The organism is Nonomuraea dietziae, assembly GCF_014195505.1.
Classification (GTDB): Bacteria; Actinomycetota; Actinomycetes; order Streptosporangiales; family Streptosporangiaceae; genus Nonomuraea; species Nonomuraea roseola.
Genome location: NZ_JACIBV010000001.1, coordinates 1,342,055 through 1,368,996, shown reverse-complemented (window position 1 = coordinate 1,368,996; position 26,942 = coordinate 1,342,055). Strand labels below are relative to the sequence as shown.

The window sequence follows — 26,942 nt, the reverse complement described above, 5'->3', positions numbered from 1 at the left end:
TCCATGGCTCTGGTCCTGTTCGGCGTCACGGGCGATCTGGCGAGGAAGATGCTGCTGCCCGCGCTGAACACGCTCGCGGCGACCGGCAGGCTCGAGGTGCCGGTCGTCGGGGTGGCCAGGACCCACCTCGACCTCGAAGGCGTGCGCGCGCTGGGCCGCGAGGCCGTGGGCGCAGAGCTGTCCGACCGGCTCGACCTGCGGCTGGTCACCGGCGACCTGACCGAAGGGGACACCTACGCGCGCCTGCGTGAAGAGGTGAAGGACCTCGGCGACCTCACCCACTACCTCGCCGTGCCGCCGAGCCTGTTCGCCACGGTCGCCAGGGGCCTGGCCGGGGCCGGGCTCGACTCCGGCGCGCGGCTGGTGGTGGAGAAGCCGTTCGGGCACGACCTGGAGTCGGCGAGGCGGCTCAACGCCGAGCTGCTCGGCTACTTCGACGAGGAACACCTGTTCCGCGTCGACCACTTCCTCGGCCTCGAGCCGGTCGAGGACCTGATGGTCTTCCGCTTCGCCAACACGCTGCTGGAACCGATCTGGAACCGCACGTACGTGCACAGCGTGCAGATCACCCTGGCGGAGAACTTCGACGTGTCGGGCAGGGGCGCCTTCTACGACGAGGTCGGCGCGCTGCGCGACGTGGTGCAGAACCACCTGCTGCAGCTGCTGGCGCACGTCGCCATGGACGCCCCGCCCTCGGGCGAGGCCAGGGCGGTGCTCGACGAGAAGTGGCGGGCGCTGCGCGCGGTCCGCACGATCGACCCGGGCGAGGTGGTGCGCGGGCAGTACGAGGGCTACCTCGACACCGAGGGGGTGGCGGAGGGCTCCCGCACGGAGACGTTCGTGGCGATGCGCCTCCACATCGACAACTGGCGGTGGGCGGGCGTGCCGTTCTGCGTCCGCACCGGCAAGGACCTGCCGGTGAACGCGCTGGAGGTCGTCGCCGAGCTGCGCAGGCCGCCGGTCGAGTACTTCCGCTCCGCCGGCGGCGGCGAGGCGGCGCCCAACCTGGTCAGGCTCAGGCTCGACCCCGACGCGGGCGTGACGTTCGACCTGCTGGCCAAGGAGCCCGACGTCCTGGACAGGACCAGACCGGTGCCGGTGTCGGTCGACTTCGCCAAGGTCCTGGGGCCGATGGACGCGGCCTACGAGCAGGTGCTGCAGGACGCGCTGGCGGGCGACCCCCGACATTTCGTCCGCTTCGACCTGGTCGAGGAGTCGTGGCGGATCGTCCAGGACATCCTGGAGTACGACGAGCGGCCCGAGCCGTACGGGAAGGGCGAGTTCGGTCCGCCGAGCGCGGCCCGCATCGCCCCCGGCGGCTGGCACCCGGTCGGCTGACCGGAACGGCTTCCTACAACCGTCCCAGCACCAGCGCCGTCGCCGCGTCGAGCAGGCCCACCTCCCGCCGGCTCAGCCCCCGGTCGCCCGCTCGCCTCTCACGGGCCTGCCGGAGGAATCCCGCCTTCTCGTCACCGAGATCCACGCTCCCTCCAAGGCCCTTCAGCAACGAGGACAGCGTCGAGTGGGCGAGCGGCGCAGGGCCGCCGTCGGGGTCGACGGCCACCTGCGCCAGGATCAGGGCCGACATGGCCCAGTCCAGCCCCGGCGCTCCCTCGACGGCGTTGCACCAGTCGATCACCACCGGCCCCCGCGGCGTCAGCACGACGTTGTCCGGGTGCAGGTCGAGATGGAGGACGCGCTGGTCGGCCGCGCGTGAGATCCTGGCCGGGATCCCGTGCAGGCGGTGGAGCAGCCGCGCGAGGACCCGCCCGGCCTGTCGCGGCGTCAACGCGCCGCAGGCCAGTGCCTGGAGCATCGTCGGGCCCGAGAGCCGTTGCATCACCAGATCACCGCGCGCCGGCGCGGCAGGAACCGGATGCACGACGGGGACGGGGAAGCCCCTGTCGGCCAGATAGCTCATCAGCGCCGCCTCCTCGGTCGCGTCGTGCCCGTCGCGGTAGCGGCGCAGTACGCGCCCGTCGTCGAGCGCGAACACGTCCGCGCTGCGTCCCGACCCCAGCAGCCGGCCGATCCTCATGGCTCAGGCCATGCTCGGTTCGCCGAAGACGGCGTCGCGGGCCAGGTCGAGGGCGGTCAGGACGGCGCCCTGCAGGATGGCGTTGCCCTCGACCGTGCTCGCCCTGATCTCCGTCGGCGCGAAGGACCTGGCGGCGACCCGCTCCTCGACCTCGGCGGCCAGTTCGGCGCCGCCCTCCCTGCCCATCATGCCGCCCAGCACGATCAGCCCCGGGTCGAGGACGGCCGCGACCGTGAAGGCGCCTGCCGCGATGCGCTCGACCAGCTCGGCCCTGGACAGTCGCCGCGCCACCGCCGGCTCGACCGCGCAGCAGAACGAGGTGCCCGCCATCTCCAGAAGGCCGACCTCTCCCGCGCCGCCCGACCTGCCGCGGCGCAGCTGCCCGCCCAGCACGACCGCTCCGCCGACGCCGTCGTCGAGCCAGAGCAGCACGAAGTCGGCGTGGCCCACGGCCGCGCCGAGCCGGTGCTCGGCGATCGCGGCGAGGTTGACCTCGTTCTCCAGCACCACCTGGACGCCGAGCCCTCGCCGTACCTCTTCAAGCAGGTCGGGCCGCCACCCCGGCACTCCGTTGTCGCCGGTCAGGCCGCTGGTGTGCGGGTGCACCAGGCCGGGCGCGCCCAGCGTGACCGCCTCGATCGGACGCCCGCCCGCCGCCTCGGCCACCGCCTGGACGATGAGCTCGGGCAGCGGCCCAGGAAGGGCGCGGACGGCGGAGCCTACCGTGCGCCCCGCGAGGTCGGCGACCGTGACGGCGATCCCTGTGCGCCGGATGTCCACCCCCGCGACATGGGCGCGGTCGGCGACCACTGCGTACAACCTGGCGTTCGGACCTCTGCGGTCCTCGCCGTACTCACCCGCCGCCTCGATCAGCCCCGCCGCGCGCAGCCGCTCGATCAGGTCGGCGACCGTCGGCCTGGACAGGCCGGTGAGTTCGCGCAGCTGCGGAGCGGTGAGCGGGCCCTGTTCGAGGAGCAGGTCGAGGGCGAGCCGGTCGTTGATGGCACGGGCCATGGCAGGGGTCGCGGTCTTCACGCCCCCATATTAATCAGGAAGCCTGCCTGATACCTCTTTTCATCAGGAAGCCTGCCTGTTAATTTCTAGGGCGTGACGAACCATCGCGCCATCGCACTTGTCTTCGCCCTCCACGGAGCGGTCGCGGGCAGCCTGTCGACCCGCATCCCCTGGTTGCAGGGGCACCTCGACCTCACCCCCGCCGTGCTCGGACTGATCCTGCTGTGTCAGCCGGTGGGCGCCTTCGTGGCCATGCCCATGGCCACCCGCATGGCCCACCGTCTCGGCGGGCGCACCGCCACGCGGCTCCTGCTCGCCCTCTGGTGCGCCTGTCTCGCGCTGCCCGCCCTGGCGCCCTCGCCGGTGTGGCTGGCCGGGGTCTTCCTGGTGTTCGGCATGGCCGCGGGCACCTGTGACGTGGTCATGAACTCCCAGGCGCTGGTGCTGGAACGCCGCCTCGGCCGCTCCATCATCGCCGGGCTGCACGGCATGTGGTGCGTCGGCAGCCTCGCCGCGGGAGGCGTGGGCGTGCTCGCCGCGCACCTGGGCATCGACGCCAGGATGCACCTGGCGGTCGTCTCGGTGGTCCTGCTCGGACTGGGCGGCCTCGCCGGACGAGGCCTCCTGGCGAACCAGTCGTCCGAGGGCGTCCCGGCGCCGCGCAGGTTCGCCCTGCCCTCGCGCGCCATCCTCGCCGTCGGCCTGGTCGGCTTCTGCGGCACGTTCGCCGAAGGGGCCTCGGCCAACTGGGCGGCCGTCTACGTGACGGCGGTCGCCTCGGCGGGCCCCGGCGTCGCGGCGGCGACCTACACCGTCTTCATGCTCTGCATGGCCGCGACCCGGCTGATCGGAGATCGGTTCGTGCGCAGGATGGGCGCCGTCGCCGTCGTCAGAGTGGGCGGGATCGTGGCCGCCGCCGGTGGCGTGCTGGTGGTGGCGGGCCGGACGCCGTGGCTGTGCATGGCGGGCTTCGCCCTGGTCGGCGTGGGGGTGGCGGTCGTGGTGCCGCTCGTGTTCGCCGCCGCAGGCGACGTGGGCGACACGCCGGGCGAGGGCATCGCGGGGGTGGCGACCATCACGTACCTGTCGGGGCTGATCGCGCCCGCGGTGACGGGGTGGGCGGCGGGAGCGCTGTCGTACCCGGCCGCGTTCGCGATGATCACGGCGATCGTTGCGGTGATGACGCTGCTCGCGGGGGCGCTGCGTCCCCGGTCGCGGGCAGGCGCCGAGGAGGGGAGGCGGCTCGAGCGGGTGGCCGGGTGAGCGGCCGTCAGGCGACCCCGAGGTCGTGGCGGAGCGCCACCACGGCCGCGCCCCGCGCCCATTCGGTGAAGGCGAAAGGCTGCACCCGCACCTCCACGGGCTCGCTGGTCCAGTGGGTGTGCTCGCCCAGCGCCGCCTCGAACGCCGCCTCGCACACCTCGTGCATGTGCACCGCCTCTCCCGACAGCACCACCACCTCGGGCCCGATCAGGTTGGCGATCGTCGCCACGATCCTGCCCAGCGCCAGGCCGGCCTCGTCGAAGATCCGCCTGGCCACCGGGTCGCCCCGCCTGGCCAGGTCGAGCGCCTGCTCGAAGGTGAGCGAGGGACGGTCGAGCGCGGCCCTGGCCGTCCGCCTGATCGAGGGAGAGGCCAGGTAGGCGCGGGCGCAGCCGCGGTGGCCGCGCTCGCAGATCGGACCCCTGTCGTCGATCGCCAGGTGCCCGATCTGCCCGCTCACCCCCGCCGTGCCCACGAGGAGGCGGTCGTCGACCACGATCCCGCAGCCGAGCCCCTCTCCGATGGTGACCAGGGCGAAGGTCCCGCGGCCCGCCGCCGCGCCGAACCAGTGCACCGCCGCCGTCAGCGCCCGCACGTCGTTCTCCAGGACGGCGGGCAGCCCGGTCGCCGCCGTCACCAGGCCGGCCAGGGGAACCTCGCGCCAGCCGAGGAAAGGCGAGTGGCGCACGAGGGCGTCGGCGCGCGAGACGGGCCCGGCCAGGCTCACCCCCACCGCGGCGGGCGGCTCGTCTCCCGGCAGCAGCGCCACGGCCTCGGCGATCCTGCCGACGACCCGCCCGACCTCGTGGCCTTCGAGCGGCAGCCGTACCTCGGCGGTGACCGCGCCGCCCAGGTCGGTGCGGACCGCGAACAGCTCCGAGTCGGTCAGCTTGACCCCCGCGTAGGCCCTTCGGGCGGGCTCGACCCGCAGCGGCACCGAGGGGCGCCCCGGCACCCCCGCCGGGCCGGGCTCCTCGACCAGGAAGCCCTCCGCCAGCAGCGGTCTGGTCAACTTGGTCAGCACCGAGGGCGACAGCTCCAGCCGCCTGGCCACCTCGGCCCTGGACAGCGGGCCGTGCACCAGCAGCTCCACGAAGACCGCGCGCGCAGCGGGAGAAAGATTCATGAGGTGAACAAACTTCCCCTCTGGCGATGGACGGTGGGATCTGATCTCATGGAGTTTGTGTCTAGCGTGAATATACTCCGGGTGGGTGACAGCGCGTGGGCCGCTGTCACGCAGAGCTCCGCGTTCGTCTTCGGCCTCGAGGCCGCCGGCGAGGACAGCCGCGTCATGCAGTGGTACTGGGGTCCGAGACTGCCGGACGAGGCGCTGGCCGAGGTCGTACGGCAGGCGCCCAGGCGCATCCACTCCGGCTTCCACGACCCGCGTGACGTGGACGAGCTGCTGCCCGTCGAGGGCGGCGCGCGATGGGGCGTGCCGTCGCTGCAGGTCACCTACGAGGGCGGGGTCCGCTCGGTCGAGCTGACCTTCGCCGAGGCCGTGGTCGCCGACTCGGAGATCGAGCTGGTGCTGCGGGACCCGCTGGGGCTGAGGGTGGGCCTGCACGTCAGGGTCGCCTCCGAGGTCGTCGAGCGCTGGGTCAGCCTGACCAACGAGGGCGAGCACGCCGTCCGGCTGGGCAGGGTCGACTCGGGCAGCTGGGTGATCCCCGAGCGGGCCGGCTACCGCTACACCGGAGTGGCGGGCGCGTGGGCGCAGGAGACGCAGCTGCACAGGGCCGAGCTGGCGGTGGGTGAGACCACCTTCACCAGCAGGACGGGCACCACCTCGCACCGCGCCAACCCCTGGATCATGATCGACGCCGGTGACGCCACCGAGGAGCTCGGCGAGGTCTGGTCCGTCGCGCTGGCCTGGAGCGGCTCGTGGCGGCTGACCGCGCAGCGCCGTCCCGAGGGTGACGTCGCCGTCACCGCCGGATTCGGTCACGACGGCCCCACCTGGCATCTCGCCCCGGGGGAGAGCCTGCTCACCCCGCCCGTCCTCGGCCTGCGCACCTGCGGCGGGTACGGCGCGGCCAGCAGGGCCTGGCACGACTACGCCCGCCACCACGTGCTCCCCACGCCGTTCGAGGAGCGGCCCGTCCTCTACAACTCGTGGGAGGCGACCTGGTTCGACGTCCACGAGGAGGGCCAGATCGAGCTCGCCCGCCGCGCCGCCGACCTGGGCGTGGAGCTGTTCGTGGTGGATGACGGCTGGTTCGGCGGGCGCGTCGACGACAGGCGCGGCCTCGGCGACTGGTGGCCCAACCCCGACCGCTTCCCCCGCGGCCTGTCCAAGCTCTTCGACACCGTCCGCGAGCTGGGCATGCGGGCCGGCCTCTGGGTCGAGCCCGAGATGGTCAACCCCGACAGCGACCTCTACCGCGAGCACCCCGACTGGGTGCTGCACTATCCGGGCCGCCGTCGCGACACGCTGCGCCACCAGCTCGTGCTCAACTACGGCCGCGCCGACGTGCGCGAATGGGCGATCGGCTGGCTGTCGGGGCTGGTGTCGGAGTACGGGCTCGACTACTTCAAGTGGGACATGAACCGCAGCTTCACCCAGGCGGGCTGGCCGGACGCCGGGGAGCGGGCCGACCTGCTCTGGATCGAGCACACCCGCGGCGTCTACGCCGTCCTCGACACCCTGCGCGAGCGCCACCCCGGCCTGCGCATCGAGTCGTGCTCGGGTGGCGGCGGACGCGTCGACTTCGGCATCCTGCGCCGCACCGACGAGGTGTGGACCTCCGACAACACCGACGCCCGCGACCGGCAGGCCATCCAGGAGGGCTACTCCTACCTCTATCCGGCCTGCGCGATGTCGGCGTGGGTCACCGACAGCCCCAACCCGCACACCCGCCGCGAGGTGCCGCTCGCCTACCGTTTCCACGTGGCCATGGCCGGCGTGCTGGGCATCGGCGGCGACCTGACCAGATGGTCGGCGGAGGAGCTGGAGCAGGCCCGCTCGCTCGTCGCCGCCTACAAGGCGGTACGGCCGGTCATCCAGCACGGCCGCCTGCACCGCCTGGCCGGCGACCCCGGCGTCACCGCCTCGGCCGTGCAGTACAGCCACGAGGACCGCGTGGTCGTGCTCGCCTACAACCCCTTCGCCCTGGCCAAGCGGCCCCCTCGCAGGGTACGGCTGGCCGGCCTCGACCCTTCCGCGCTCTACGAGAGCGCCGAGGGCGAGCGCTGGCACGGGCAGACGCTCATGTCGCACGGCCTCGAACTGCCGACCTGGTTCATCACCGGACCCGACTATCGCAGCGAGATGGTGGTGCTGCGCCGCGTCAGCGGATAGAGATGACGGTATGGACATCATGGAACTGGTGGAGAAGACCAAGGACGGCGCCACGGTCCAGCGCGTCTTCGGCGAGCCGATCACACGGGGTGACGTCACGGTCATCCCCGTCGCGAGGGTCGCCCAGGGCGGTGGCGGTGGATCAGGCGCGTCGGAGGGCGACCACGGCGGCCAGGGGTCGGGCGGCGGCTACGGCCTCGGCGCGACCCCCGCGGGCGTCTTCGTCATCAAGGACGGCGAGGTCCGCTGGCAGCCCGCGGTCGACGTCACCCGCATCGTCCTCGGCGGCCAGGTCGTGGCCGTCGTCCTGCTGCTCACCGTCAGGGCCGTCGTCAAGCGCTGGCGCAAGGGACGGCGTTGAGCACCCTCACCCAGATCGCCGCCTTCGGCGGCGTCGTCATGCTGGGCGCGATGTCGCCGGGGCCCGACTTCGCGGTCGTGGTACGCAGGTCGGCGCTCTCGGGCCGCGCGTACGGCATGGCGGCCGCCGCCGGCATCGCCGTCGGTGTCGCCGCGTGGGTGGTCGCCGCGGCCACCGGCGTGGCGGCGCTGCTGGCCGCCTCGGCGACGGCCTTCACGGTGGTGAAGGTCGTCGGGGCGGCCTACCTGTTCTACCTCGGCGCCAAGGCGCTGCGGGCGGCGGCGAAAGGCGGGGCGCCCGACCTCGACCTCCCCGACCCGGGCAGGAGCAGCTCGTGGGCCGCCTTCTCCGAGGGGGCGTTCACCAACCTGCTCAACCCGAAGGCGGCGCTGTTCTTCGTCGCTCTGGTGCCGCAGTTCCTGAGCGAGGGCGCCGCGCTCGCCGACACGGTGACGCTGGCGGCCGTCGCGCTGGCGGGCACGGCGGTGTGGTTCGTCGTGGTGGCCAACCTGGTGGGCGCGCTGCGCGGGCTTTTCACCAGGCCCGCGGTGCGCAGGACGATCGACGGTCTGACCGGCGCGGCGTTGATCGCCCTCGGCGTCCGGCTGGCCACCTCGGCCAGACCCTAGCTCTCTTGCCCGGCGGGCTCGCCGATGGCCCGGCGCGTCAGGCGGGTCGGCCGGACGCGCCGGCGTTCACGGTGCCGCGGGGAGCCGTCGCGGCGTCGGCCCCCGGACGGGCCCGTGGGATCAGCGCTTCGCACTCGGCGATCGCGGCGACCAGGAGATCGTGCAGCATCCCGTCGGGGTCGGGCACGCACGCCTGCGCGATGCCGACCACGGACAGCTGCACCGCGTTGGGCGCCGCGTACCTGCGGAAGCCCTTTTCGGTGATCTTCGAGGCGCGGCTGAAGCGTCTGGCCGCCTCGGCGGCGTGCGGAGCCTGGGCGAAGGCCCACCCGCTGCGCTCCTCGAGCGCGGCGGGCCTGCCGTCCAGCCTGGCCAGCATCTCCTCGGCGGCCAGCACCGACACCGCCAGCGCGAGCTGTCGGTCGGCGGCGGCGACGGGCAGTGCGGTGGTCACGGCGCGCAGGGCGAGCCTGGCGTCGATCCGCAGGTCGTCACCCCGTAGCCCGATGATCGACGGGACCAGTGGGACGAGCCTGCCTCTGCCCTCGTCGGTGGTGTGGTCGTTGACCAGGCGGGCCAGGCCCGCGAGGAGCGGGTGTGTGCACGCGGGATGGTCGCTCCACCGTTCGCCCGCCAGATAGGAGGCCAGCTCCATGAAGCAGGCGCCCTTGCGCGGGTTGCGGTGCCTGCCTCGCGACAGGATCGGCATGTGATCGTACAGAGTGTCCACGGCTGCTCCACGCGTTCTGCGTTGATCTGCCCTTTCAGTCTGCGTTCCCGTCTACCCGAAAGCCAGAGGTTAAGACCTGACCACGGTAGATACCCTCGGCGCCGATCTGAAATTATCTTTTAGTTCATTGCAAAGTCTTGAAACTTGTCACCATTGCGCGATTGAGTTCGGTCGTGCAAACCCTCCGCTACATGGCCTCCGCCGCGCTCGCCTTAGCTCTTCTCGCCAGCCCCGCGCAGGCTGATCCGCCCGTTCCCGCAGAGGACGCGCCCGCCGCGTCGTCCTACAGGTCCGACTCCACGCTGCTGCTCAACGCCCCCGCGGGGCGGACGCTGGAGACGGCCAAGAAGGTCAGGCCCGTCGCGCCGGGCATCACGCTCACCTCCTTCGACCGCTTCGACTCCGCGGGATGGCTGCGCGCCGACGCGCTGTCGGCCGACCTGTCGGGCGGCGTCACCACCGGCTACCTCAACTCGGGCGAGGTGTCGAAGACCGAGGCGCTGTCGGGGGCCCGCCAGGCGGGCGCGCGCCGTGGCCGCCGTCAACGGCGACTACTTCGACATCAACCGCTCGGGCGCCGCCCTCGGCGTCGGCGTCAAGGACGGCGAGCTCGTCCAGTCGCCCGTCCAGGGCTGGAACAACGCCATCGCGCTGAACGAGGGCGTGGGCCGCGTCCTGCAGATGCACTTCGAGGGCACCGTCACCCCCTCGGGCGGCGCGCCGGTCACGATCACGCAGTTCAATCAGAACGTGCAGGCGGGCGGCGTCGGCCTGTTCACCCCGCTGTGGGGCTCCTACCGGCGCTCGGACGCCGCCAAGGTCACCGAGGTGGTGCTCGTCGACGGAGCGGTCACCGAGGTCCGCACCACCGCGGGCCAGGGCGTCATCCCCGCGGGCACCACGATCCTCGTCGGCAGGGAGGCGGGCGCCGACGCGCTGGCCGCGCTGAAGCAGGGCGACCGCGTCGAGGTTAAGTACCTGCCCAAGCCGTCGGACGGCGGCGCCGTCCAGACCGCGCTCGGCGGCAGGAACGTCCTGGTCAAGGAGGGCAAGGCGCAGCCGTTCACCGACACCGACAGCCACCCACGCACCTCTGTCGGCTTCTCCGCCGACGGCAGGAAGATGTACCTGCTCACGGTGGACGGCCGGCAGGCCGACAGCCGCGGGCTCACGCTCGGCGAGATGGCCGCGCTGATGGTCGAGCTCGGCGCCCACAGCGCGCTCGAACTCGACGGCGGCGGCTCCTCCACGATGCTGGCGCGCGAGCCCGGCGCGCCCGAGGTGCAGGTCGAGAACAGCCCCTCCGACGGAGGGGAGCGGCACGTCCCCAACGGCCTGGCCCTCTACGCCCCGCAGGGCAGCGGCACGCTGAAGGGCTTCTGGGTCGAGACCGCCAGCGACCCGGCCAAGGCGCCGGGCGTCGGCCCCGTCGCCGGTGGCCGTCCCGAACGCGTCTTCCCCGGCCTGACGCGGCGGCTGACCGCCGCCGGCTACGACGAGACGTACGGCCCGGCGGAGGGCAAACCCGTCTGGCACGCCGACCACGGGTTCATCGGCAAGGACGGCGTCTTCCGCGCCCTCCTGCCCGGCCGGACCACGGTCAAGGCCACCAGGGGCGGGGCGAAGGGCGGCATCGAGCTGACCGTGCTCCAGCCGCTGACCCGCCTGGGCGCCACCTCCGACAGGGTCGGGCTCGCCGGCGCCGACGCGACGGGCACCTTCGGCGTCGTCGGCTACGACCGCAACGGCAACTCGGCCCCCATCGAGCCGGGTGACCTCAAGCTCGACTACGACGCCTCGCTGCTGTCGGTCACCCCCGCCCAGCACGGCTACTTCACCGTCAAGGCGCTCAAGGGCGTGGGCTCGGGACTGGTCACCGCCCGCGTGGGCGCGCTGAGCGTGGCCGTGCCGGTGACGGTCGGCTTCGAGGACGTCGCGGTTGCCGACTTCGAGAACGCGGCGTCGTGGACCTTCGCGGCCGCCCGCGCGACGGGCTCGCTCGCGGCGGGCCCCGGGCAGAGCGGCGGCGGGCTCAGGCTCTCCTACGACTTCACCCAGTCGACCGCGACCAGGGCCGCCTACGCCTCGCCGCCGCAGCAGCTCGTCGTGCCGGGGCAGCCGCAGGCCTTCGGGCTGTGGATCAACTCCTCCGGCAAGGGGGAGTGGCCCAGCCTGGAGTTCTACGACGCCAACGGGCAGTCGCAGATCCTGCGCGGCCCCCACCTGACCTGGACGGGCTGGAAGTACGTCGAGTTCGCGGTGCCGCCAGGGGTGAGCTACCCGCTGAAGCTGCGCCGCTTCTACGTCGCCGAGACGCGCGGCGACGCCAAGTACACCAGTCAGATCACCATCGACGGGCTGGTGGCCAGGGTGCCGCCGTCGGTGCAGGCGCCCCCTGTCGCGAAGCTCGCCGACCCGGTGGTCAAGGCGGCCGTCGGGGCGATGCCGTGGCGGTTCGCGGTGATGTCCGACGCCCAGTTCGTCGCCAGGCAGCCCGACAGCGACATCGTCAAGAACGCCCGCAGGACGCTGCGCGAGCTGAAGGCCGCAGGCCCGGACTTCCTGCTGATCAACGGCGACCTCGTGGACGAGGCCTCGCCCGAGGACTTCGCGCTGGCCAAGCGGATCCTGGACGAGGAGCTCGGCGGCTCCCTGCCCTACTACTACGTGCCCGGCAACCACGAGGTGATGGGCGGCAAGATCGACAACTTCAAGGCGGTCTTCGGCGACACCACCAGGGTCTTCGACCACAAGGGCACGAGGTTCGTCACCCTCGACACCTCGCGGCTGAACCTGCGAGGCGGCGGCTTCGACCAGATCGCCATGCTGCGCGACCAGCTGAGCGCCGCGGCGCAGGACAGCTCGGTGGGCTCGGTGGTGGTGGTCTTCCACGTGCCGCCGCGCGACCCGACCCCCGGCAAGGGCAGCCAGCTCGGTGACAGGAAGGAGGCGGCCCTCGTCGAAGGGTGGCTGGCCGACTTCCAGCGCACCACGGGCAAGGGCGCGGCCTACCTCGGCGCGCACGTGGGCACGTTCAACGCCTCCCGCGTGGACGCGGTGCCGTACTTCATCAACGGCAACTCGGGCAAGAACCCGGCCACGGCCGCCGACGACGGCGGCTTCACGGGGTGGTCGCTGTGGGGCGTGGACCCCGTGACGCCGAAGGAGGCCGAGCACGTGCGGCGCAACTGGTTCGTGGACGCGCCGGACTGGATCGGCGCCCAGGTGCGGCCGCACGTGGACACGCTGACGCTGACCGCTCCCTCGTCGGTGGCCGCCGGCTCGCCCGGCAAGGTGACGGCCACGCTCCAGCAGGGCGAGCGGACGGTGCCCGTCGCCTACCCGGTCTCCGCCGAGTGGTCCGGCTCGCCGAACCTGCACATCGGCTCGGTGAGAAGCGCCAAGCCGTGGCACGTCGCGGTGCTCGACCCCGCCAAGGGGACGCTCACGGCGCTGCGCGACGGGCAGGTCGTGGTCGCGGTGACGGTGAACGGGGTGAAGAACGAGGCGACGGTCGCCACAGCGGCCCGCGCCGCCGCCTGACCCCCTCGCTTCGGCCGACGCGCCGAGAGGGCCGCTCCTCACGGCCCCCTCGGCGCGTCGCTACGCGGTGACCTCGACGAGTTCGACGTCGAGCAGGTCGGCCAGGGCACGCAGCTCGGCGACGCGGTGCCCGGTGCCGAGCGCCCAGTGATGCGAGATGCCGGTCGCGCTCCACGCGTCGGTCCACTCGCCGGGGTCGCGGCCGAAGTCCACCCTGGAGGTGGTGTTGCCGATCTTCAGGTGCGGGCCGTCCACGGTGACGCCCTCGGAGGCGACGAACCCGAACCTGCCGTCGCGCCGCTGCAGCAGGCCGAAGGCGGTCACGGGGCCGTGCGCGACGTCGAACTCCACCGACACGCCCCAGCCGCGCTTGCCGTGGTAGACGCCGAGGCCGCGCAGCAGCGGCCGCTTGGCGCTGATCGCCAGGTGGGCGGGGCCGTCGTGCCCCATCTCCACATGACCGCGCAGGAAGTCCAGCGCCTGCAGCTCCGTGAACGACCCGCCGGCGCCCAGCCTGTCCATGATCAGCATGGCCAGCGAGGTGCGCAGCTCGTACTCGCCCGCCGCGGGCACCCCGCGCGCCGTCAGCAGCGAGGCGCCGAGGATCATGCCCGCGCCCAGCCGCTCGTGGACCTCGCCCTCCAGCCCGCGGTGGTAGTAGGCCAGGCTATCCAGCTCGAAGTCGGCCACCAGGCGGTCGAGGCCGACGGAGACCTTCGCCGCCCAGTTGAAGTCCTCGTCCACGACCGAGGCGTCCACGTCGAAGATCTCCGCCGCCTCACGCGCCCTCGCCGCCGTCTCGGCCTCGGTGACCTTCTCCACCCGTACCCGCAGGTCGTCGAATTCCAGCACCTCGACATGCCCGCCGAAGTTGGCGGGCACCAGCGTCAGGTCGGTCGAGACGTCCAGCATGCCGGGGTAGAGGTGTCCCATCAGGCCGTGCCTGCCGTGGCGCAGCGCCGCGCGCACCCCCGCCGCCTTCACCCAGCGCTCGATGCGCGCCCACGCGCGCTCGTCCTCCAGGTATCCGGAGACCGAGCGGAAGGGGATGCCCGCGCGGGTGAACGTGTTGGCCATCTCGGGCAGCGGGCAGGCTCCGCAGTAGGCCAGCCACTGGCCGGTGTCGAAGCTGTCGTGATCCATCGCCTCGGTGGGCTGCAGGTTGATCAGCAGCACCGGCGCGCCACTGCGCTGGGCCACCGGCAGCAGCATCGTGGCGGTCATGTAGGTGGTCAGGAACCCCACGATCAGGTCGCATCCCGCCGCGCGCAGCCGCTCGGCGGCGGCCGCGCCCTCCTGCGCGTCGGAGATGAAGCCGACGTCGACGACCTCGCACCCGAACGTGCGCATCCGTTCGGACACGCGCGCGGCCGAACGCTGGAGCTGGGGGAGCAGGTCGGGGAACTGGGGCCAGTAGGCGCCGAGTCCGCCCGCGACGAGTCCGATTCTCATGACGATTCCTCCAGAGGATGGACGGTGCGCAGGCGGACGGGGCCGAACAGGCCCGTCGCCCGCTGACCGGGGAAGACGAAGTGCGTGGGGCTGACGGAGTCGAGGTAGGGGGCCAGGGTGCCGAGCACGAGGATCTCGATCGTGTTCGCGCCCTCGCCGAGGCCGAACTCGAAGGAGTACGGCGCGCAGATCCGCACGCCCACCGTGGCGCCGTTGACGGTGACCTCCGTGGTGCCCCGTACCCGGCCGAGGTCGAGAACGGCCGGCGTGGCGGCGGGCGCGTGGACGGTGGTGGTGTAGCGGACGCCTCCGCTGTAGCCGGACAGGCCGTGCGACTCCCAGTCGCCCAGCGGCATCCGGCCTGGTCCGCACGCGAACCTGACGGGCCCCGCCAGCGCGGCGCCGCCCTCGAGGCCCGGCCTCGCCGCGACGGTGAGCTCGGCCCGGGTGGCCAGGCCGTCCAGGACGGCGGGCAGGTCGTGGGCCACGCCGTCGACGACGAGCTGGGCGGGGCCGTGGGTGTCGGCGTCCACGCGGACGGCTCCCGGCGGCAGGTCCAGCAGGAAGCGCCGCACGGGCCCGGGCCCTTCGGCGGCGGGCCCCTCGGCAGCTGGAGCCGCCCGCGCGTCCGACAGGGCATCCGTCCGAGCATCCGTCCGGGGCTCGGCCGCGCGCGGGCGGGTGAAACCGGCGGGCAGCGCGGTGTCGCGGCCGTCGATCCAGCCCGCGCCGGGCAGCGGATGCGGCCGGGGCGACAGGTGCAGCGCGGCCGGGTCGCCGTGCTGGCGCCGCCGTACGAGCGGGCCTCGGCCGCCCTCCGGTCTTCTCCAGCCGGGACCTGACACGGCCAGGCCGTCCACCAGGACCTCGCCCTGGCACTCCAGCCTGACGGTGTTCGGCCCAGGGCGCAGCAGGGGGGTGAGGTCGTAGCGGCGCACCCGCGGGATGTCGGCCTCGGCGTAGGGGTCGAAGCCGCCCTGGCGGCCCGCCTCCCGCCCGTTCACCAGCACCAGGCAGGGCGAGGTGGAGGCGACCTGGAGGACGCCGCCGCCGCTCTCGCCGTCCACGACCGTCTCCACCACGGGGCCCGCGATCCACTCGGGCCTGCGGACAAGGGCGGGGTCGGCGGTGAAGGAGACGTGGGCGCGCAGGGTGAGCTCCTCGTCGGGCACGAGGCGCACCTCCAGGAGGTGCTCACCCGCCCCGACGGGCAGTGCGCTCACGGCGAGGTAGCCGGCGTCGTCGAGGGGCAGCTTCACTCCGTCCAGCAGGACCGCCTTCGCCGCCGCCGCGCCCACGACCAGCCACGCCTCGCCCGGCGTGGTGACCAGCGCGCGGAAGCGGCAGTCCGTGCCCGCTTCCACGCGGCCGAAGTCGAGGAACTCCTCGGGCACGTGCCCCTTCGGGCCCAGCGTGTCGCGGTGGACGCGATCCTTGCGCAGCCCTCTGGAGTCCGACCAGACCGACGGCCGCCACGCGCCGGCGCCGATCCGCTGCTCGCCGCGCGGGCCGAACGTCGCGTGCACCGGCTCACCCTCGGGCGTCGCCAGCGTCCAGCGTTCGACGGCCGCGCTGGTGGCGAAGTCGCCCCACGTGTCGTCCATGGTCGGCACCAGCTCGACGGCCCACTCGGCGCCGAGGTCCACCTCGTGCGGGTACGTCTCGCGCGCCCGCTCGACGGGCACGTCCTCGCCGGTGAACAGCAGCATCGCGGCGGGGCCCTCGTCGAACGGGACGACCACCTCCACGACGCCGTCCACGACGGTGTGCGGCAGCGGCCGCGGCGTCCCGCCGAACGGGCTCGCCAGCAGCGGCGTGCCGGTGACGTCCCTGACCCTGACCCGCATGTGCCTGCGGTAGCGGTCGTGGTCGAAGTCGACGGTGGCGTCCAGCCAGCCCAGCTCGACGCCGCGCTCCTGAGGCCGTCCCACCCCGATCTCGCTCGCCCTGGGGAAGGCGGCGGTCAGGAAGACGAGCGTCGTGCCGTCCACCTCGCGCACCAGCGGAGGGACCGGCGCCTCCACTCTGGGTTCGAATCCGGCCAGCGCCTCGCCCAGCCCGTCGGCGGAGGCCACGAACCGCGCCTTGCCGAAGGGCTCACCGACGGCGATCAGCAGGCCGCCGTCCTCGGCGAAGGCCTCCAGACGCGCGGCGCACTCCTCGTCCAGGGCGGTGAGCGCGGGCAGGATGATCACGCCGTACGACTCCGTCGACACCTTCAGCCGTCCGTCCTCCACGACGGCGCGCTCGACGGAGTCCTCGTCGATCACGTCGGCGTCCAGGCCGAGCAGGTCCAGAGCGCCGGGCACCGTCTGGAACCAGGCCATGTCCCCGACGAGGTCCCTGTAGACCCGCTGCGCCCGCTCCGCCTCCCGCGTGGCCCCGCCGAGCGACACACCCCGCTGGACGGTGGTCGTCGGGAACAGCACCGCGATGTCGCACACGTGACGGCCCAGGGACAGCGCCGCGCACATGCGGGTCACCGCGTCGGCGAAGACCCTGTGATGCCGCCAGTACGGCTGCCGCCAGTCCGTCGAGGGCGGTGCCCACTCCCACCAGCCGGCCCTGGTCGTGTAGTAGACGGCGTGCGGGTTGTACAGGTTGGCCCCCGCCCGCAGCCATGGCAGCAGCCAGTCGAGGCTCTCCTCGAGGGTGCCGCCCCATCCGCTGGAGTGGAACGCCTCGATCCACGTGCGCGGCCTGCCGTACAGGTGGGCGAGGGAGGAGTGCAGGCGCGCGTCGCCGTGGTGGTCGGAGCCCGGGGCGCTGAACCAGCGGTGCGTGCGGGTGTAGTCGGCGTAGAGCTCGACGCCCTCGAGCGGGTGCCCTGCCCTGGCAGGGTCCTGCTGGTCGCAGCCGCTGAGCAGCCCGTGCCTTTCGTGCCACTCGGCCAGCGGCCTGAAGAAGGCCTCCTCGGCCAGCTCGGCCCTGGTCCTGTGGTAGCCGTGCCAGTCGGGCTCCTCCAGGCGGAACTCGTGCCCCCTGCGGGCCCTGAACTCCTCGGCGAAGGAGGCCGACCAGGTCGGCATCGACGGCAGCTCGTCCTGGAACGAGCCGACGATCACACGGCCGAACCAGTGGCCGAGACGTCGCTCGAACTCACCGTGCACCCGGTCGAGCAGGACGGCGCAGGCCGTACGGGACAGGTAGTCGAAGCCGCGGGTGCTCACCGTGCCGTCGCCGGCCAGCCACTGACCGGCGAACTCGGGACGCTCCTGCACCAGGCGGGCCTGCAGGTCCGCGCCCGAGAAGCCAAGCTGGTCGTAGAACCACAGGTAGGCGCCGAGCTCCGAGGCGTCCTCGCAGACGCCGTCGAACAGCTCCCACCACGCCTCCGACAGGAACGGCGGGTCGTCGGCGTCCGCGCCGAACAGCGGGCCTGAGGGGGCGAGGTTCAGGACGACCAGGTTGTGCACCCCGCCGCCCACCAGGCGCTCCATCTGCCAGCGCAGCCGGTCGCGGCGCAGCGGCTCGCCGCTCCACCACCAGATGGCGGCAGGGGAGTGGCTGCGCGGCGGCTCGGCCAGCACGTCGAAGAGGCTCATCCCTTGAGCCCCGACGAGAAGCCCTTGATCACGTAGCGCTGGAGCACGAGGAAGACCAGCACGATCGGCAGCGCGCCCATGACCAGTCCCGCGAAGACGAGGCCGTAGTCGGAGACGTACTGCCCGACGAAGGAGAAGACGCTGACGGGAACGGTCTCGAAGCCCGAGCCGCCGAGATACAGCAGGGGAGTGAAGAAGTCGTTCCAGATGAATACCGCGTTGAGGATCAGCACGGTGCCGGTGATCGGCCGCAGCAGGGGGAAGACGACCCTGGTGAACGCGGTCAGATGGGAGGCGCCGTCGATCTGGGCGGCGCTGGCGTACTCACGGGGGAGCGCGCGGATGAACCCGGTGTAGAGGAAGACCGTGAACGGCAGCTGCACGCCGGTGTAGAAGAGGATCATCCCTGCGTGCGTGCCGATCAGGCCGAGGTCGGTGACCAGCCGGTAGAGCGGGATCATGCCCAGCTGGAACGGCAGCACGATGCCGAGCAGGAACAGCACGTAGAGCCCGTAGCCCAGGCGGGTGTGCGCGCGGGCCAGGAAGTAGGCGGCGAACGAGCCGAGCCCGATCAGCGCGACCAGGCTGACCACAGTGATCACGGTGCTGTTCACCAGCGAGGGGGCGAGGGCCGCGGCCGACCAGGCCTTGGCGAAGTTGTCGCCCGTCGGCGGATTCGGCAGCGCCAGCGGCGTCTGCGAGAGCTGGGCCGGATCCTTCAGCGACAGCGTGACCAGCGCGTAGACGGGGAACATGAACGCCACGGCCGCCGCGATCATCACGACCTCCAGCAGGAAGGTCCTCCTCACTGGGCCACCTCCCTGGAGCGCAGGTAGTAGATCTGGACGAGCGAGACCGCGGCCACGAACAGCGCCAGCACCAGCGCGATCGCCGTGCTGTAGCCGAACTTGCCGAACACGAACGCCTGCTTGTACAGCACGGTCGACAGGGTCTCCGTCGCGTAGCCAGGACCGCCGTTCGTGGCGGCGAAGACCTGGTCGAACAGCTTGAGGCCGCCGATCGTGGAGAGCATCAGGTTGATCGTGAGCGCGGGGGCGAGCAGCGGCCAGGTCACGTACCTGAAGCGCTGGAGCGTGCCCGCGCCGTCGATCATGGCCGCCTCGTGCAGTTCGGCGGGGATGCCTTCGAGGCCGGCGAGGAAGATGACCATCGAGTAGCCGGCGTACTGCCACACGACCATCCCCGCGATCGACCACAGCGCGACCGACGGGTCGCCCAGCCAGTCGACCTCCAGGCCGAGCAGGCCGTTGAGGCCTGCCGACGGGTCGGGGTTGTAGACGTATTTCCACAGGAAGGCGACCATGACGGGGCTGACGACGACGGGCGCGAAGAAGATCACCCTGAGCAGCGCGCGGCTCCTCAGCTTCGCGTGCACGCCGAGCGCCAGGAGCAGGCCCAGGCCGTTCTGCACGACCACGATCGCCAGCGTCAGCAGGAGCGTGTTGCCGAGCGAGCCCATGGCCTGCTCGTCGTTCAGGATGGCCCGGAAGTTCGCCGCCCCGACGAAGGACATGCCCTCGCCGATGCCGCTCCAGTCGGTGAAGGCGTAGAGCACGCCCGCGACGCTCGGATAGAGCACGACCACCGCGTAGACCAGCAGCGCGGGCGCGGCGAACAGCCAGGAGGGCGACAGCGCGGAGAATCGCTTGATCACTTCTGGTACGCCTCGTCCATCTTCTTCAGCGCCTCGTCGATCGTCGCCTTGCCGGCCAGCAGTTCCTGGACGACCGCGAAGTGGACGGGCTGCACCTCGGCGTTGGGCCACCGCTGGTCCATGAACGGCACCGCCCTGTCCTTGGTGAACGGCAGGAAGGACTCCACCGCGGGGTCGATCGTCGAGCCCGCGTCCTGGGTGAGCGGGATGGCCGAGATCGTCTTGGCCCAGCTGTTGATGCTCTCCTGCCTGCCGAGGAAGTCGATGAAGGCCTTGGCCTCCTCGACGTTCCTGCCCTTCGCGGCGGCGCCGAGGCCGACCACGACACCCGCGGGGATCCACACCTGGTCGGCGCTGTCGGCGCCGGGCACGGGGAACATCGACAGGTCATCAGGGCTGGAGGCCGACTTGCGGAAGTCGGGCAGCACGGCCGACACCTGGACGGCCATGGCGGCCCTGCCCGTCGCCACCATGGAGATCTGCTGCTCGAAGGTGGTCCCGTTCGGCTTGTCGTTGAAGAAGCCCCGCTCGCTCAGCTCCAGGTACATCTCCATGGCCTGCCGCCAGCCGGACTGGGCGAAGCTGGTCTGCCCCGCCAGCTGCTTGTCGTCGAAGGCGGGGTCCTTGGCGTAGACGGTCGAGGGGACCAGCGCGTAGGTGATGAGCTGGGTGACCCACGGGGTCTGGGCGCCCAGCGCGATGGGTGTGACCCCCGCCTTCCTCAGCTTGTCGCAGAGCGCCAGGAACTCCGTCCAGGTGGTCGGGGGCGCCTCGACTCCGGCCTTCTCGAAGACCTTCTTGTTGTAGATCGCGCCGATGACCGACGAGCCGGCCGAGTACATCATGGTCTTGCCGTCCATCTGGAGGGCGGGCTTGAAGCCGGTGGGGATCGTGCCGGTCCACGACTGGGCCGACAGGTCGGCCAGCAGCCCGGCTCCGGCGATCTGCGACATCGACATCGCGCTGCCGTTGCCGGGGTAGACGACGTGCAGGTCGGGCGCGTTGCCCGCGCCGAGCTGGGTGCGCAGCGAGGTCTGCACCTGGTCGGTCGGGGCGTACGACGCGGTGAGGCGCACGCCGGGCTTCACCTTCTGGTAGGCCGCCAGCAGCGCGTCCATCGGCGCCTTCTGGTCGGCCACTCCCACGAACTTCAGGTCGACGGCGGCGGCGGCGCCGGTGCCGCCGCTGGTCGGCGTGGTGGTCTGCGGCCTGGTCGAGCAGGCGGTCGCCGCGGCGGCCACCGCGAGCCCGCCCATCATGCGGAAGAACTGGCCGCGGCTCATCCTGGCGCGCTGGAGGTCGGTCATGGTGTGTCTCCTCGGACTGATGCGAAATGGTGGTCCCCCGAGGGCACCCGATGGGTCTGGCCATCGGGCAGGTGCACGGTCGCCGAGGCGCCGGGCGGGACGCTCACGTCCAGGAGGAAGCCCTGGCTCGTGCGCTCCCATGAGACGGCGATCCGTCCCCGCACGGATTCGTAGGAGGCCCGCGCCCAGGTCAGGTCGCCGGGAAGAGGACGGATCACCAGGTCGCGATAGGCCACCGAGCCCCGCGCCTGGCCGATCCCCGCCACGCCGGAGTAGAGCCACTCGCCGACCGATCCGAACGCGTAGTGGTTGAAGGAGTTCATCGAGGGCGCTCCTTCGCCGTCCCATCGCTCCCACACCGTCGTGGCCCCGTGGCGTACCTGGTAGAGCCAGGACGGCGGGTCCGTACGGCGTAGCAGCGCGTGCGCCAGGTCCGGCCTGCCGGTCGCCGACAGGACGGGGCACAGCAGGTTGACCCCGAGGAAGCCGGCCTGAGGGCCGTGCTCGTGCACCAGTTCGGCCAGCCGCCGCGCCGCCCCGGGGGCGAGCGACGAGGGCAGCAGGCCGAAGGCGAGTGCGAGCAGGTAGCCGGTCTGGGTGTCGCCCGAGACCGTGCCGTCGGGGTGTGCGAACGTTTTAATAAAGGCTGTGCGAATGTCGGCGGCGAGTCGCTCGAAGCGCTCCGCGTCGGCATGCCTGCCTCGTACCCGCGCCGCCCTGGCGGTCAGGTCGGCGCTGCGGTGGAAGAACGCGGTGGCCACGACCTCGCGAGGCGTGGCGGGGCCGGGGGCCAGCCAGTCGGCGTAGTGCGGTCCTGTCCGCTGCCTCCAGATCAGATCGGGGTTGTGGCGCAGCACGAAGTCGACCCAGGCGCCCATCGAGTCGACGTCGAGGAACCTGGCGTCGCCGTACACCTCGTACAGGTGCCATGGGACGAGCACACCGGCGTCCGCCCAGCCCGGCGCGCCCTCCTCGGCGACCCCTGTCAGCCGGGGCGCGACGTTGGGGAAGCCGCCCTCGGGGGTCTGCGCGTCGCGCACGTCGTGCAGCCACTTGGTGAAGAAGGCGGCGACGTCGGCGTTGAGGCAGGCCGTCGGTAGGAACACCTGCGCGTCGGCCATCCAGCCGAGCCGCTCGTCGCGCTGGGGGCAGTCGGTGGGGACGCTGACGAAGTTGCCGCGCTGGCCCCACTCGATGTTGCTCTGCAACTGGTTGATCTCGGGGTCCGAGCACTCGAACGCGCCCGTCCACCGGGTGTCGCTGTGCAGGACCACCGCTCTGACCTCGCCCAGGCTCTCCAGCCCGTCGATCTCGGCGTAGCGGAAGCCGTGGTAGGTGAAGCGCGGCTCGAACAGCGCCTCGCCGCCTGCCGTGATCAGCACGTCGGTGGCGTCGGCGGTGCGCAGGTTCGCGGTGTGCAGGCCGCCGTCGTCCTCGAGCCTCTCCCCGTGCCTGACGGTGACGCGGGTGCCCGGATCCTGGGCGGGTACGGCCAGGCGGACCCTGCCGGCGAGGTTCTGTCCGAAGTCCACCAGGTGCGTGCGGGGGCCCGTCCTGGTGATCGAGAGGGGCGCCAGCTCGCGCAGCGCCCTGACCGGCTCGTCGCACGAGGGCACGAGCAGGTGGTGATCGGCTCCCCGCACGGTGACGGGAGTCCATGAGGAGTCGTCGAAGCCGGGGGAGTCCCAGCCCGGCGTGGCGGCGCGCAGGTCGTGGCACTCGCCCTTCAGCAGGTCGCCGTGGCGGATGTGCCCCTGCGCCGTGCGCCAGGTCCCGTCGGTCATCACGACCCTGGCCGAGCCGTTGGCGAGGGTCAGGTGCAGCTCGGCGATGAGCTCGGGGAAGCGGCCGTAGTGGTAGCCGGGCCTGCGCGGGTCGAAGCCGGTGAAGCCGCTCCACCAGCCGTCGGCGATCGTGAAGGCCAGCACGTTCTCGCCCTCGCCGACCAGCCGCGTCACGTCGTGGACCTGGTACGGGATGCGCCGCCGGTAGTCGGTCCAGCCGGGGGCGAGTTCGGCGTCGGCCGCCCGCTCGCCGTTGATCCTGGCGTCGTAGAGGCCCTTGGCGCTGACGTAGAGGCGGGCCGCGGTGACGGCGGAGGGCACCTGGAAGCTCCTGCGCAGCTGCGGGCAGGGGAGCAGCCCGTGCGCGCTCAGCGCCCTGTCGCCCTCGGTGGGCGGGTCCACGTGCTCGACCGCGTCGGGGTCCGGCGCGATCCAGGAGGCGGTCCATGCGTCGTGGGCGGTCTCGAACCAGGACTCGGCCGAGCTGGTGGAGCCGGCGGCGTCCCAGAGCGTGACCCGCCAGGTGTGGCGTGTCCTGGGGCGCAGCCGTGGGCCGTCGTAGAGGTGGCTGATCGCGGCGGGGTCGTCGACGCGCCCTGTCGACCACAGATCGTCGATCTCGACCTGGTACGCGACGGGGTCGGCCCCTTCGAGCCGCCAGGCCAGCAGCGGTGCGCCCGCCACGCCGAGCGGCGTGGTGCGGTGGTCGCATCGCAGGTCGTGAGGCAGAGCTGATCCCATGGCCACCTCCTCTCAAGTGTGTTAAATCTAACTTGAGTTCTTGTGATGTTGTGATTACCGGGAGGCTACGAGTCGCCTCCACGGGTGTCAAGAGTCCCTTTCGCGCGAGACGCTCGATGGTCTGGGATATTCGCAGCGGACAGGCGGCGGACGGGAGAGTGCACAGGTGAGTTCACGTCAGCGCGTCAACGCGGGCGCGGCCAGACGGCAGGCGATGGCCGAGCTCGTGGTGCGCAGGGGGACGGCGTCGGTGGCCGAACTCGCCGAGAGCTTCGGGGTGAGCGTGATGACCGTCCACCGCGACCTCGACGAGCTGGAGCGGCAGGGGATGGTGCGCAAGTTCCGGGGCGGGGTGACGGCGCAGGCCTCGAACGTCTTCGAGAGCAACATCGCCTACCGGCTCACCGCCCACCTGGCCGAGAAGGAGGCGATCGGCAGGCACGTCGCCGGACTGATCGAGCCCGGCAGCTCGGTCATGATCGACGACTCCACGACCGCGCTGGCCGTGGCCCGTCACCTCGGCGAGGCGGCCCCGCTGACCGTCGTGACGAACTTCCTCGAGGCCATCAGGCTGCTGGCGGGCGCTCCCGGCATCAGGCTCATGGCGCTCGGCGGCGAGTACCACGCCTCCCACGACTCCTTCCTCGGCGTGGCCTGCGTCGACGCGGTCGAGGCGATGAGCACCGACCTGCTCGTGGTGTCGACCTCGGCGATCTCCGACAGCTACGCCTTCCACCAGGAGCAGGAGATCGTGCTGGTGAAGCGGGCGATGCTGCGCTCGGCCTCCCGCAGCATCCTCGCCGTCGACCACTCCAAGCTCGAACGGGTGGCGCTGCACAGGGTGGCCCCCCTCGACGACTTCGACCTCGTCGTCGTCGACTCGCGCACGCCTGACGACGCCGTGCGGCGCCTGCGCGAACGCCACCACAACGTCGAGGTGGCGCAGGTGTGAAGAGGCTGTGAATTTAACTTAGGTCTTGTTAAATCAACATGACTCTTGCTACAAAGTGTGGGCTCCCGTCCCCTCCCCCTGGGAGACCCATGGACCGCCGCTCCTTCTTCGGATTAGGCGGGGCCGCCATGGCCCTGGCCTTCACCACGAACCTGGCCGATCCCTGGACGGCCGAGTCGGCCGCCGCCCGATCGGCCGACTACCCCTTCCAGCTCGGCGTCGCGTCAGGCGACCCCCTGCCCGACAGCGTGATCCTCTGGACCAGGCTGGCCTCCAGACCGCTCGAACCGCTGGGCGGCATGCCGCACCGCAAGATCAGAGTCGAGTGGGAGCTCGCCGAGGACGAGGGGTTCACCCGGCGCGCCAAGCACGGCGCCGCGTGGGCGCTTCCCGAGTACGGCCACTCCGTCCACGTCGACGTGAAGGGCCTGCGGCCGGGCCGCGACTACTTCTACCGGTTCAGGACAGGCGGCGAGCTCAGCCCGGTCGGCAGGACCAGGACCGCACCCGCCCTGGGCAGCAGCCCCGAGGCGCTGACGCTGGCCTTCGCCTCCTGCGCCTCGTGGCAGGACGGCTTCTACACCGCCTACGGCCACCTGGCCGCCGAACGGCCCGACGTCGTCATCCATCTCGGCGACTACATCTACGAGTACGGGATCGTCGCGAGCGGAGGCAACCGCGCGACGCCCGTGCCCGACCAGTTCAGGGTGCAGTGCGACACCCTCGACCGCTACCGCATCCAGTACGGCCTCTACAAGAGCGATCCCGACCTGATGGCCGCCCACGCGGCGGCGCCGTGGATCGTCACGTGGGACGACCACGAGGTGCTCGACAACTGGGCGGGGGTCCACGGCCCCGGTGGTGAGGTCACCGAGCAGGACTACCTGGTCATCAGGGCCAACGCCTTCCGCGCCTACTGGGAGAACCTGCCCATCAGGGTGCCGGTCGTCCGGGGCCCCGACGCCCGCGTCCACCGCAGGTTCACCTTCGGCGACCTGGCCGAGTTCAACGTGCTCGACACCCGTCAGTACCGTGACGACCAGGTCTGCGGCGACGGCCAGCAGTACGACTGCGCCGAAAGGCTCGACCCCTCGCGCCAGATGCTCGGCGCCGAGCAGGAGAAGTGGCTGCTCGACGGCCTGGGAGAGTCGAGGGCCAGATGGAACGTGCTGGCCCAGCAGATCGCCATGTGTCAGCTCGACTACGACCCTGCCCCCGCGCGGCGGCTCAGCATGGACCTCTGGGACGGCTACAAGGCGGCCAAGGACCGCGTGCTCACCGGCATGGTCGAGCGGAAGGTGCGCAACCCCGTCGTGCTCACCGGCGACATCCACTACAACCTCGCGGGCGAGCTGAAGACCGACTTCGACGACCCCTCCGCCCCCGCCGTCGGCGTGGAGTTCGTCGGCACCTCCATCAGCAGCGGCGGCAACGGCAATCCGGCGACGGGCCTGCCCCCTGGCGGCTCCGACCCGGTCAACCCGCACATCAGGTTCTCCAGCTACCAGCGCGGCTACGTCTCCTGCTCGGTCACCAGGAGCCAGTGGAGGTCGGACTACAAGGTGGTCCCCTACGTCACCAGGCCGGGCGCACCCGTCTCGACCAGGGCCAGCCTGGTGGCGCTCGACGGCGTGCCCGGCCTGCACGCGCTCTAGGAAGGAGCCAGGCACATGAGACATCTCGCCGCGGCGCTGACCGTCGCCGCCCTCACGCTCACCACGGGCGCCGCCGCCCTGGCCGACAGGGACGATCCCGAGCCGGCCGTCCAGGCGCCCGAGCAGGATCTGCCGTCGGTCTCCTCGCTGAAGGTCACCCCCGGCACCAGCAAGGGGACGGGCAGGCTGATCCCGATCGCGGGGGCCGGCCTGCTCGTCGCGCCCCTGGGCGTGGACGCCGCCTGCCCCGCCAAGATCGAGATCGGCATGCGCAGCGACGCGGGCAAGCCCCGCTACGCCGACATGTCCGTCGAGATCGACGCGCCGCTGACCGCTTCGCGCTCGATGCTGTCCAGCTACCTGCCGCCCGGCTACGAACTCGGCGCGAAACTGCTGGTCGCCGTCCCGCCCTCCACCCCCAAGGGTGAGTACGGCCTGCGGCTCGAAGCGGGCAAGGAGCGGCTGGCCGTACCCGTGCGGGTGGTCGGCGTGGACGAGCTCGACAACGGCGGCAACCTCGCGCTCAGGCGGCCCGTCACCGCCTCCTCGCAGCACACCAACGCCAACTATCCCGCCTGCAGCGTCGTCGACGGCGACCGCAGCTCCAACGGCTGGGCCGGCGGCAACGGCTGGAACGACGCCACAGGCAGGCTCTGGCCCGACACGGTCGACATCGCGCTGGGCGGCGCCAGGAGCGTGACGCGCGTCCACCTCCACACTCTCGACACCGAACGCTATCCGGCCTCCTCGGTGGGCCTGCGCGACTGGGACGTCCAGGCCAGGGTGGAGGGCCAGTGGCGGACGGTCGCCCAGGTGCGCGGCAACACCAAGGGCAGCGCGCGCTCCGACTTCGCCGCCGTCACCACCGACGCGATCCGCGTCTCGGCGCTGGCCTCCAACGGCGCCAACGACTACACGCGCATCATCGAGGTGGAGATCTTCTGACACCCGT

At 72.0% G+C, this 26,942-nt stretch carries 20 protein-coding genes; 9 read left to right on the top strand and 11 right to left on the bottom strand.

The window, feature by feature from the left end:
* Positions 1–3: 3 nt before the first annotated feature.
* Positions 4–1,338 carry a glucose-6-phosphate dehydrogenase gene (zwf, locus tag FHR33_RS06765; RefSeq protein WP_183644995.1) on the top strand — a complete coding sequence of 445 codons (1,335 nt, stop codon included), beginning with the start codon at positions 4–6 and terminating at the stop codon, positions 1,336–1,338.
* Positions 1,339–1,351: 13 nt separating this feature from the next.
* Here the strand turns inward: zwf and FHR33_RS06760 are convergent, their stop codons facing one another.
* Complete coding sequence (locus tag FHR33_RS06760; protein ID WP_183644992.1) at positions 1,352–2,038, bottom strand: phosphotransferase; 687 nt, start codon at positions 2,036–2,038, stop codon at positions 1,352–1,354.
* 3 nt (positions 2,039–2,041) lie between these two features.
* Positions 2,042–3,073 carry an ROK family transcriptional regulator gene (locus tag FHR33_RS06755; RefSeq protein ID WP_221240973.1) on the bottom strand — a complete coding sequence of 344 codons (1,032 nt, stop codon included), beginning with the start codon at positions 3,071–3,073 and terminating at the stop codon, positions 2,042–2,044.
* 72 nt (positions 3,074–3,145) lie between these two features.
* Here FHR33_RS06755 and FHR33_RS06750 point away from each other — a divergent pair, with 72 nt between their 5' ends.
* Complete coding sequence (locus tag FHR33_RS06750) at positions 3,146–4,315, top strand: MFS transporter (protein WP_183644989.1); 1,170 nt, start codon at positions 3,146–3,148, stop codon at positions 4,313–4,315.
* 7 nt (positions 4,316–4,322) lie between these two features.
* Here the strand turns inward: FHR33_RS06750 and FHR33_RS06745 are convergent, their stop codons facing one another.
* Positions 4,323–5,441: an ROK family transcriptional regulator gene (locus FHR33_RS06745; RefSeq protein WP_183644986.1), complete on the bottom strand. Its 1,119-nt coding sequence runs from the start codon at positions 5,439–5,441 to the stop codon at positions 4,323–4,325.
* 81 nt (positions 5,442–5,522) lie between these two features.
* On the opposite strand from FHR33_RS06745, the gene FHR33_RS06740 reads away from it, so the two are divergent.
* The 3 genes from FHR33_RS06740 to FHR33_RS06730 are packed head-to-tail and all read left to right on the top strand — an operon-like array spanning position 5,523 to position 8,606.
* A complete protein-coding gene (locus FHR33_RS06740) occupies positions 5,523–7,616 on the top strand; it encodes an alpha-galactosidase (RefSeq protein WP_221240972.1) in 2,094 nt (697 codons plus the stop codon).
* Between the two features lie 10 nt (positions 7,617–7,626).
* Positions 7,627–7,977: a spore germination protein GerW family protein gene (locus tag FHR33_RS06735; RefSeq protein ID WP_183644983.1), complete on the top strand. Its 351-nt coding sequence runs from the start codon at positions 7,627–7,629 to the stop codon at positions 7,975–7,977.
* Entirely contained in the window at positions 7,974–8,606 is a 633-nt protein-coding gene (locus FHR33_RS06730; RefSeq protein ID WP_221240971.1) for a LysE family translocator, read from the top strand. The genes FHR33_RS06735 and FHR33_RS06730 overlap by 4 nt, the downstream gene beginning before the upstream one ends.
* Positions 8,607–8,643: 37 nt before the next feature.
* Here the strand turns inward: FHR33_RS06730 and FHR33_RS06725 are convergent, their stop codons facing one another.
* Positions 8,644–9,336 carry a hypothetical protein gene (locus tag FHR33_RS06725; protein ID WP_183644979.1) on the bottom strand — a complete coding sequence of 231 codons (693 nt, stop codon included), beginning with the start codon at positions 9,334–9,336 and terminating at the stop codon, positions 8,644–8,646.
* Between the two features lie 283 nt (positions 9,337–9,619).
* Entirely contained in the window at positions 9,620–9,793 is a 174-nt protein-coding gene (locus FHR33_RS49895) for a hypothetical protein (protein ID WP_246451699.1), read from the bottom strand.
* Positions 9,794–9,867: 74 nt separating this feature from the next.
* Here FHR33_RS49895 and FHR33_RS06720 point away from each other — a divergent pair, with 74 nt between their 5' ends.
* Entirely contained in the window at positions 9,868–12,879 is a 3,012-nt protein-coding gene (locus tag FHR33_RS06720) for a phosphodiester glycosidase family protein (RefSeq protein WP_312895396.1), read from the top strand.
* 60 nt (positions 12,880–12,939) lie between these two features.
* Here FHR33_RS06720 and FHR33_RS06715 read toward each other — a convergent pair whose 3' ends face one another.
* From FHR33_RS06715 to FHR33_RS06690, 6 genes are read right to left on the bottom strand one after another with little or no spacing between them, the layout of a single operon-like run.
* On the bottom strand, positions 12,940–14,331 hold the full coding sequence (locus tag FHR33_RS06715; protein WP_183644976.1) for an L-fucose/L-arabinose isomerase family protein: 1,392 nt from the start codon (positions 14,329–14,331) through the stop codon (positions 12,940–12,942).
* Positions 14,328–17,876, bottom strand: a complete 3,549-nt coding sequence (locus FHR33_RS06710; protein ID WP_183644973.1) for a type 1 glutamine amidotransferase family protein — start codon at positions 17,874–17,876, stop codon at positions 14,328–14,330. The genes FHR33_RS06715 and FHR33_RS06710 overlap by 4 nt, the downstream gene beginning before the upstream one ends.
* Positions 17,873–18,685, bottom strand: a complete 813-nt coding sequence (locus FHR33_RS06705) for a carbohydrate ABC transporter permease (protein ID WP_312895395.1) — start codon at positions 18,683–18,685, stop codon at positions 17,873–17,875. The genes FHR33_RS06710 and FHR33_RS06705 overlap by 4 nt, the downstream gene beginning before the upstream one ends.
* Complete coding sequence (locus FHR33_RS06700) at positions 18,682–19,551, bottom strand: carbohydrate ABC transporter permease (RefSeq protein WP_183644970.1); 870 nt, start codon at positions 19,549–19,551, stop codon at positions 18,682–18,684. Before FHR33_RS06700 ends, FHR33_RS06705 begins: the two co-directional genes overlap by 4 nt.
* Positions 19,548–20,858: an extracellular solute-binding protein gene (locus FHR33_RS06695; RefSeq protein ID WP_183644967.1), complete on the bottom strand. Its 1,311-nt coding sequence runs from the start codon at positions 20,856–20,858 to the stop codon at positions 19,548–19,550. Before FHR33_RS06695 ends, FHR33_RS06700 begins: the two co-directional genes overlap by 4 nt.
* Positions 20,855–23,383 carry a glycoside hydrolase family 78 protein gene (locus FHR33_RS06690; protein WP_183644962.1) on the bottom strand — a complete coding sequence of 843 codons (2,529 nt, stop codon included), beginning with the start codon at positions 23,381–23,383 and terminating at the stop codon, positions 20,855–20,857. The genes FHR33_RS06695 and FHR33_RS06690 overlap by 4 nt, the downstream gene beginning before the upstream one ends.
* A gap of 166 nt (positions 23,384–23,549) precedes the next feature.
* Here FHR33_RS06690 and FHR33_RS06685 point away from each other — a divergent pair, with 166 nt between their 5' ends.
* The 3 genes from FHR33_RS06685 (at position 23,550) to FHR33_RS06675 (ending at position 26,935) form a co-directional block, all read left to right on the top strand.
* Positions 23,550–24,335, top strand: a complete 786-nt coding sequence (locus FHR33_RS06685; protein ID WP_312895394.1) for a DeoR/GlpR family DNA-binding transcription regulator — start codon at positions 23,550–23,552, stop codon at positions 24,333–24,335.
* A gap of 89 nt (positions 24,336–24,424) precedes the next feature.
* A complete protein-coding gene (locus FHR33_RS06680) occupies positions 24,425–25,990 on the top strand; it encodes an alkaline phosphatase D family protein (RefSeq protein WP_221240970.1) in 1,566 nt (521 codons plus the stop codon).
* Between the two features lie 15 nt (positions 25,991–26,005).
* A complete protein-coding gene (locus tag FHR33_RS06675) occupies positions 26,006–26,935 on the top strand; it encodes a discoidin domain-containing protein (RefSeq protein WP_183644956.1) in 930 nt (309 codons plus the stop codon).
* Positions 26,936–26,942 lie beyond the last annotated feature (7 nt).

Excerpts from the sequence above, each read along its gene's own strand:
- zwf (WP_183644995.1), top strand. The coding sequence starts at position 4 with ATGGCTCTGGTCCTGTTCGGCGTCACGGGCGATCTGGCGAGGAAGATG.
- FHR33_RS06675 (WP_183644956.1), top strand. The coding sequence starts at position 26,006 with ATGAGACATCTCGCCGCGGCGCTGACCGTCGCCGCCCTCACGCTCACC.
- FHR33_RS06680 (WP_221240970.1), top strand. The coding sequence starts at position 24,425 with ATGGACCGCCGCTCCTTCTTCGGATTAGGCGGGGCCGCCATGGCCCTG.
- FHR33_RS06715 (WP_183644976.1), bottom strand. The coding sequence starts at position 14,331 with ATGAGAATCGGACTCGTCGCGGGCGGACTCGGCGCCTACTGGCCCCAG.
- FHR33_RS06695 (WP_183644967.1), bottom strand. The coding sequence starts at position 20,858 with ATGACCGACCTCCAGCGCGCCAGGATGAGCCGCGGCCAGTTCTTCCGC.
- FHR33_RS06690 (WP_183644962.1), bottom strand. The coding sequence starts at position 23,383 with ATGGGATCAGCTCTGCCTCACGACCTGCGATGCGACCACCGCACCACG.
- FHR33_RS06710 (WP_183644973.1), bottom strand. The coding sequence starts at position 17,876 with ATGAGCCTCTTCGACGTGCTGGCCGAGCCGCCGCGCAGCCACTCCCCT.
- FHR33_RS06745 (WP_183644986.1), bottom strand. The coding sequence starts at position 5,441 with ATGAATCTTTCTCCCGCTGCGCGCGCGGTCTTCGTGGAGCTGCTGGTG.
- FHR33_RS06760 (WP_183644992.1), bottom strand. The coding sequence starts at position 2,038 with ATGAGGATCGGCCGGCTGCTGGGGTCGGGACGCAGCGCGGACGTGTTC.
- FHR33_RS06735 (WP_183644983.1), top strand. The coding sequence starts at position 7,627 with ATGGACATCATGGAACTGGTGGAGAAGACCAAGGACGGCGCCACGGTC.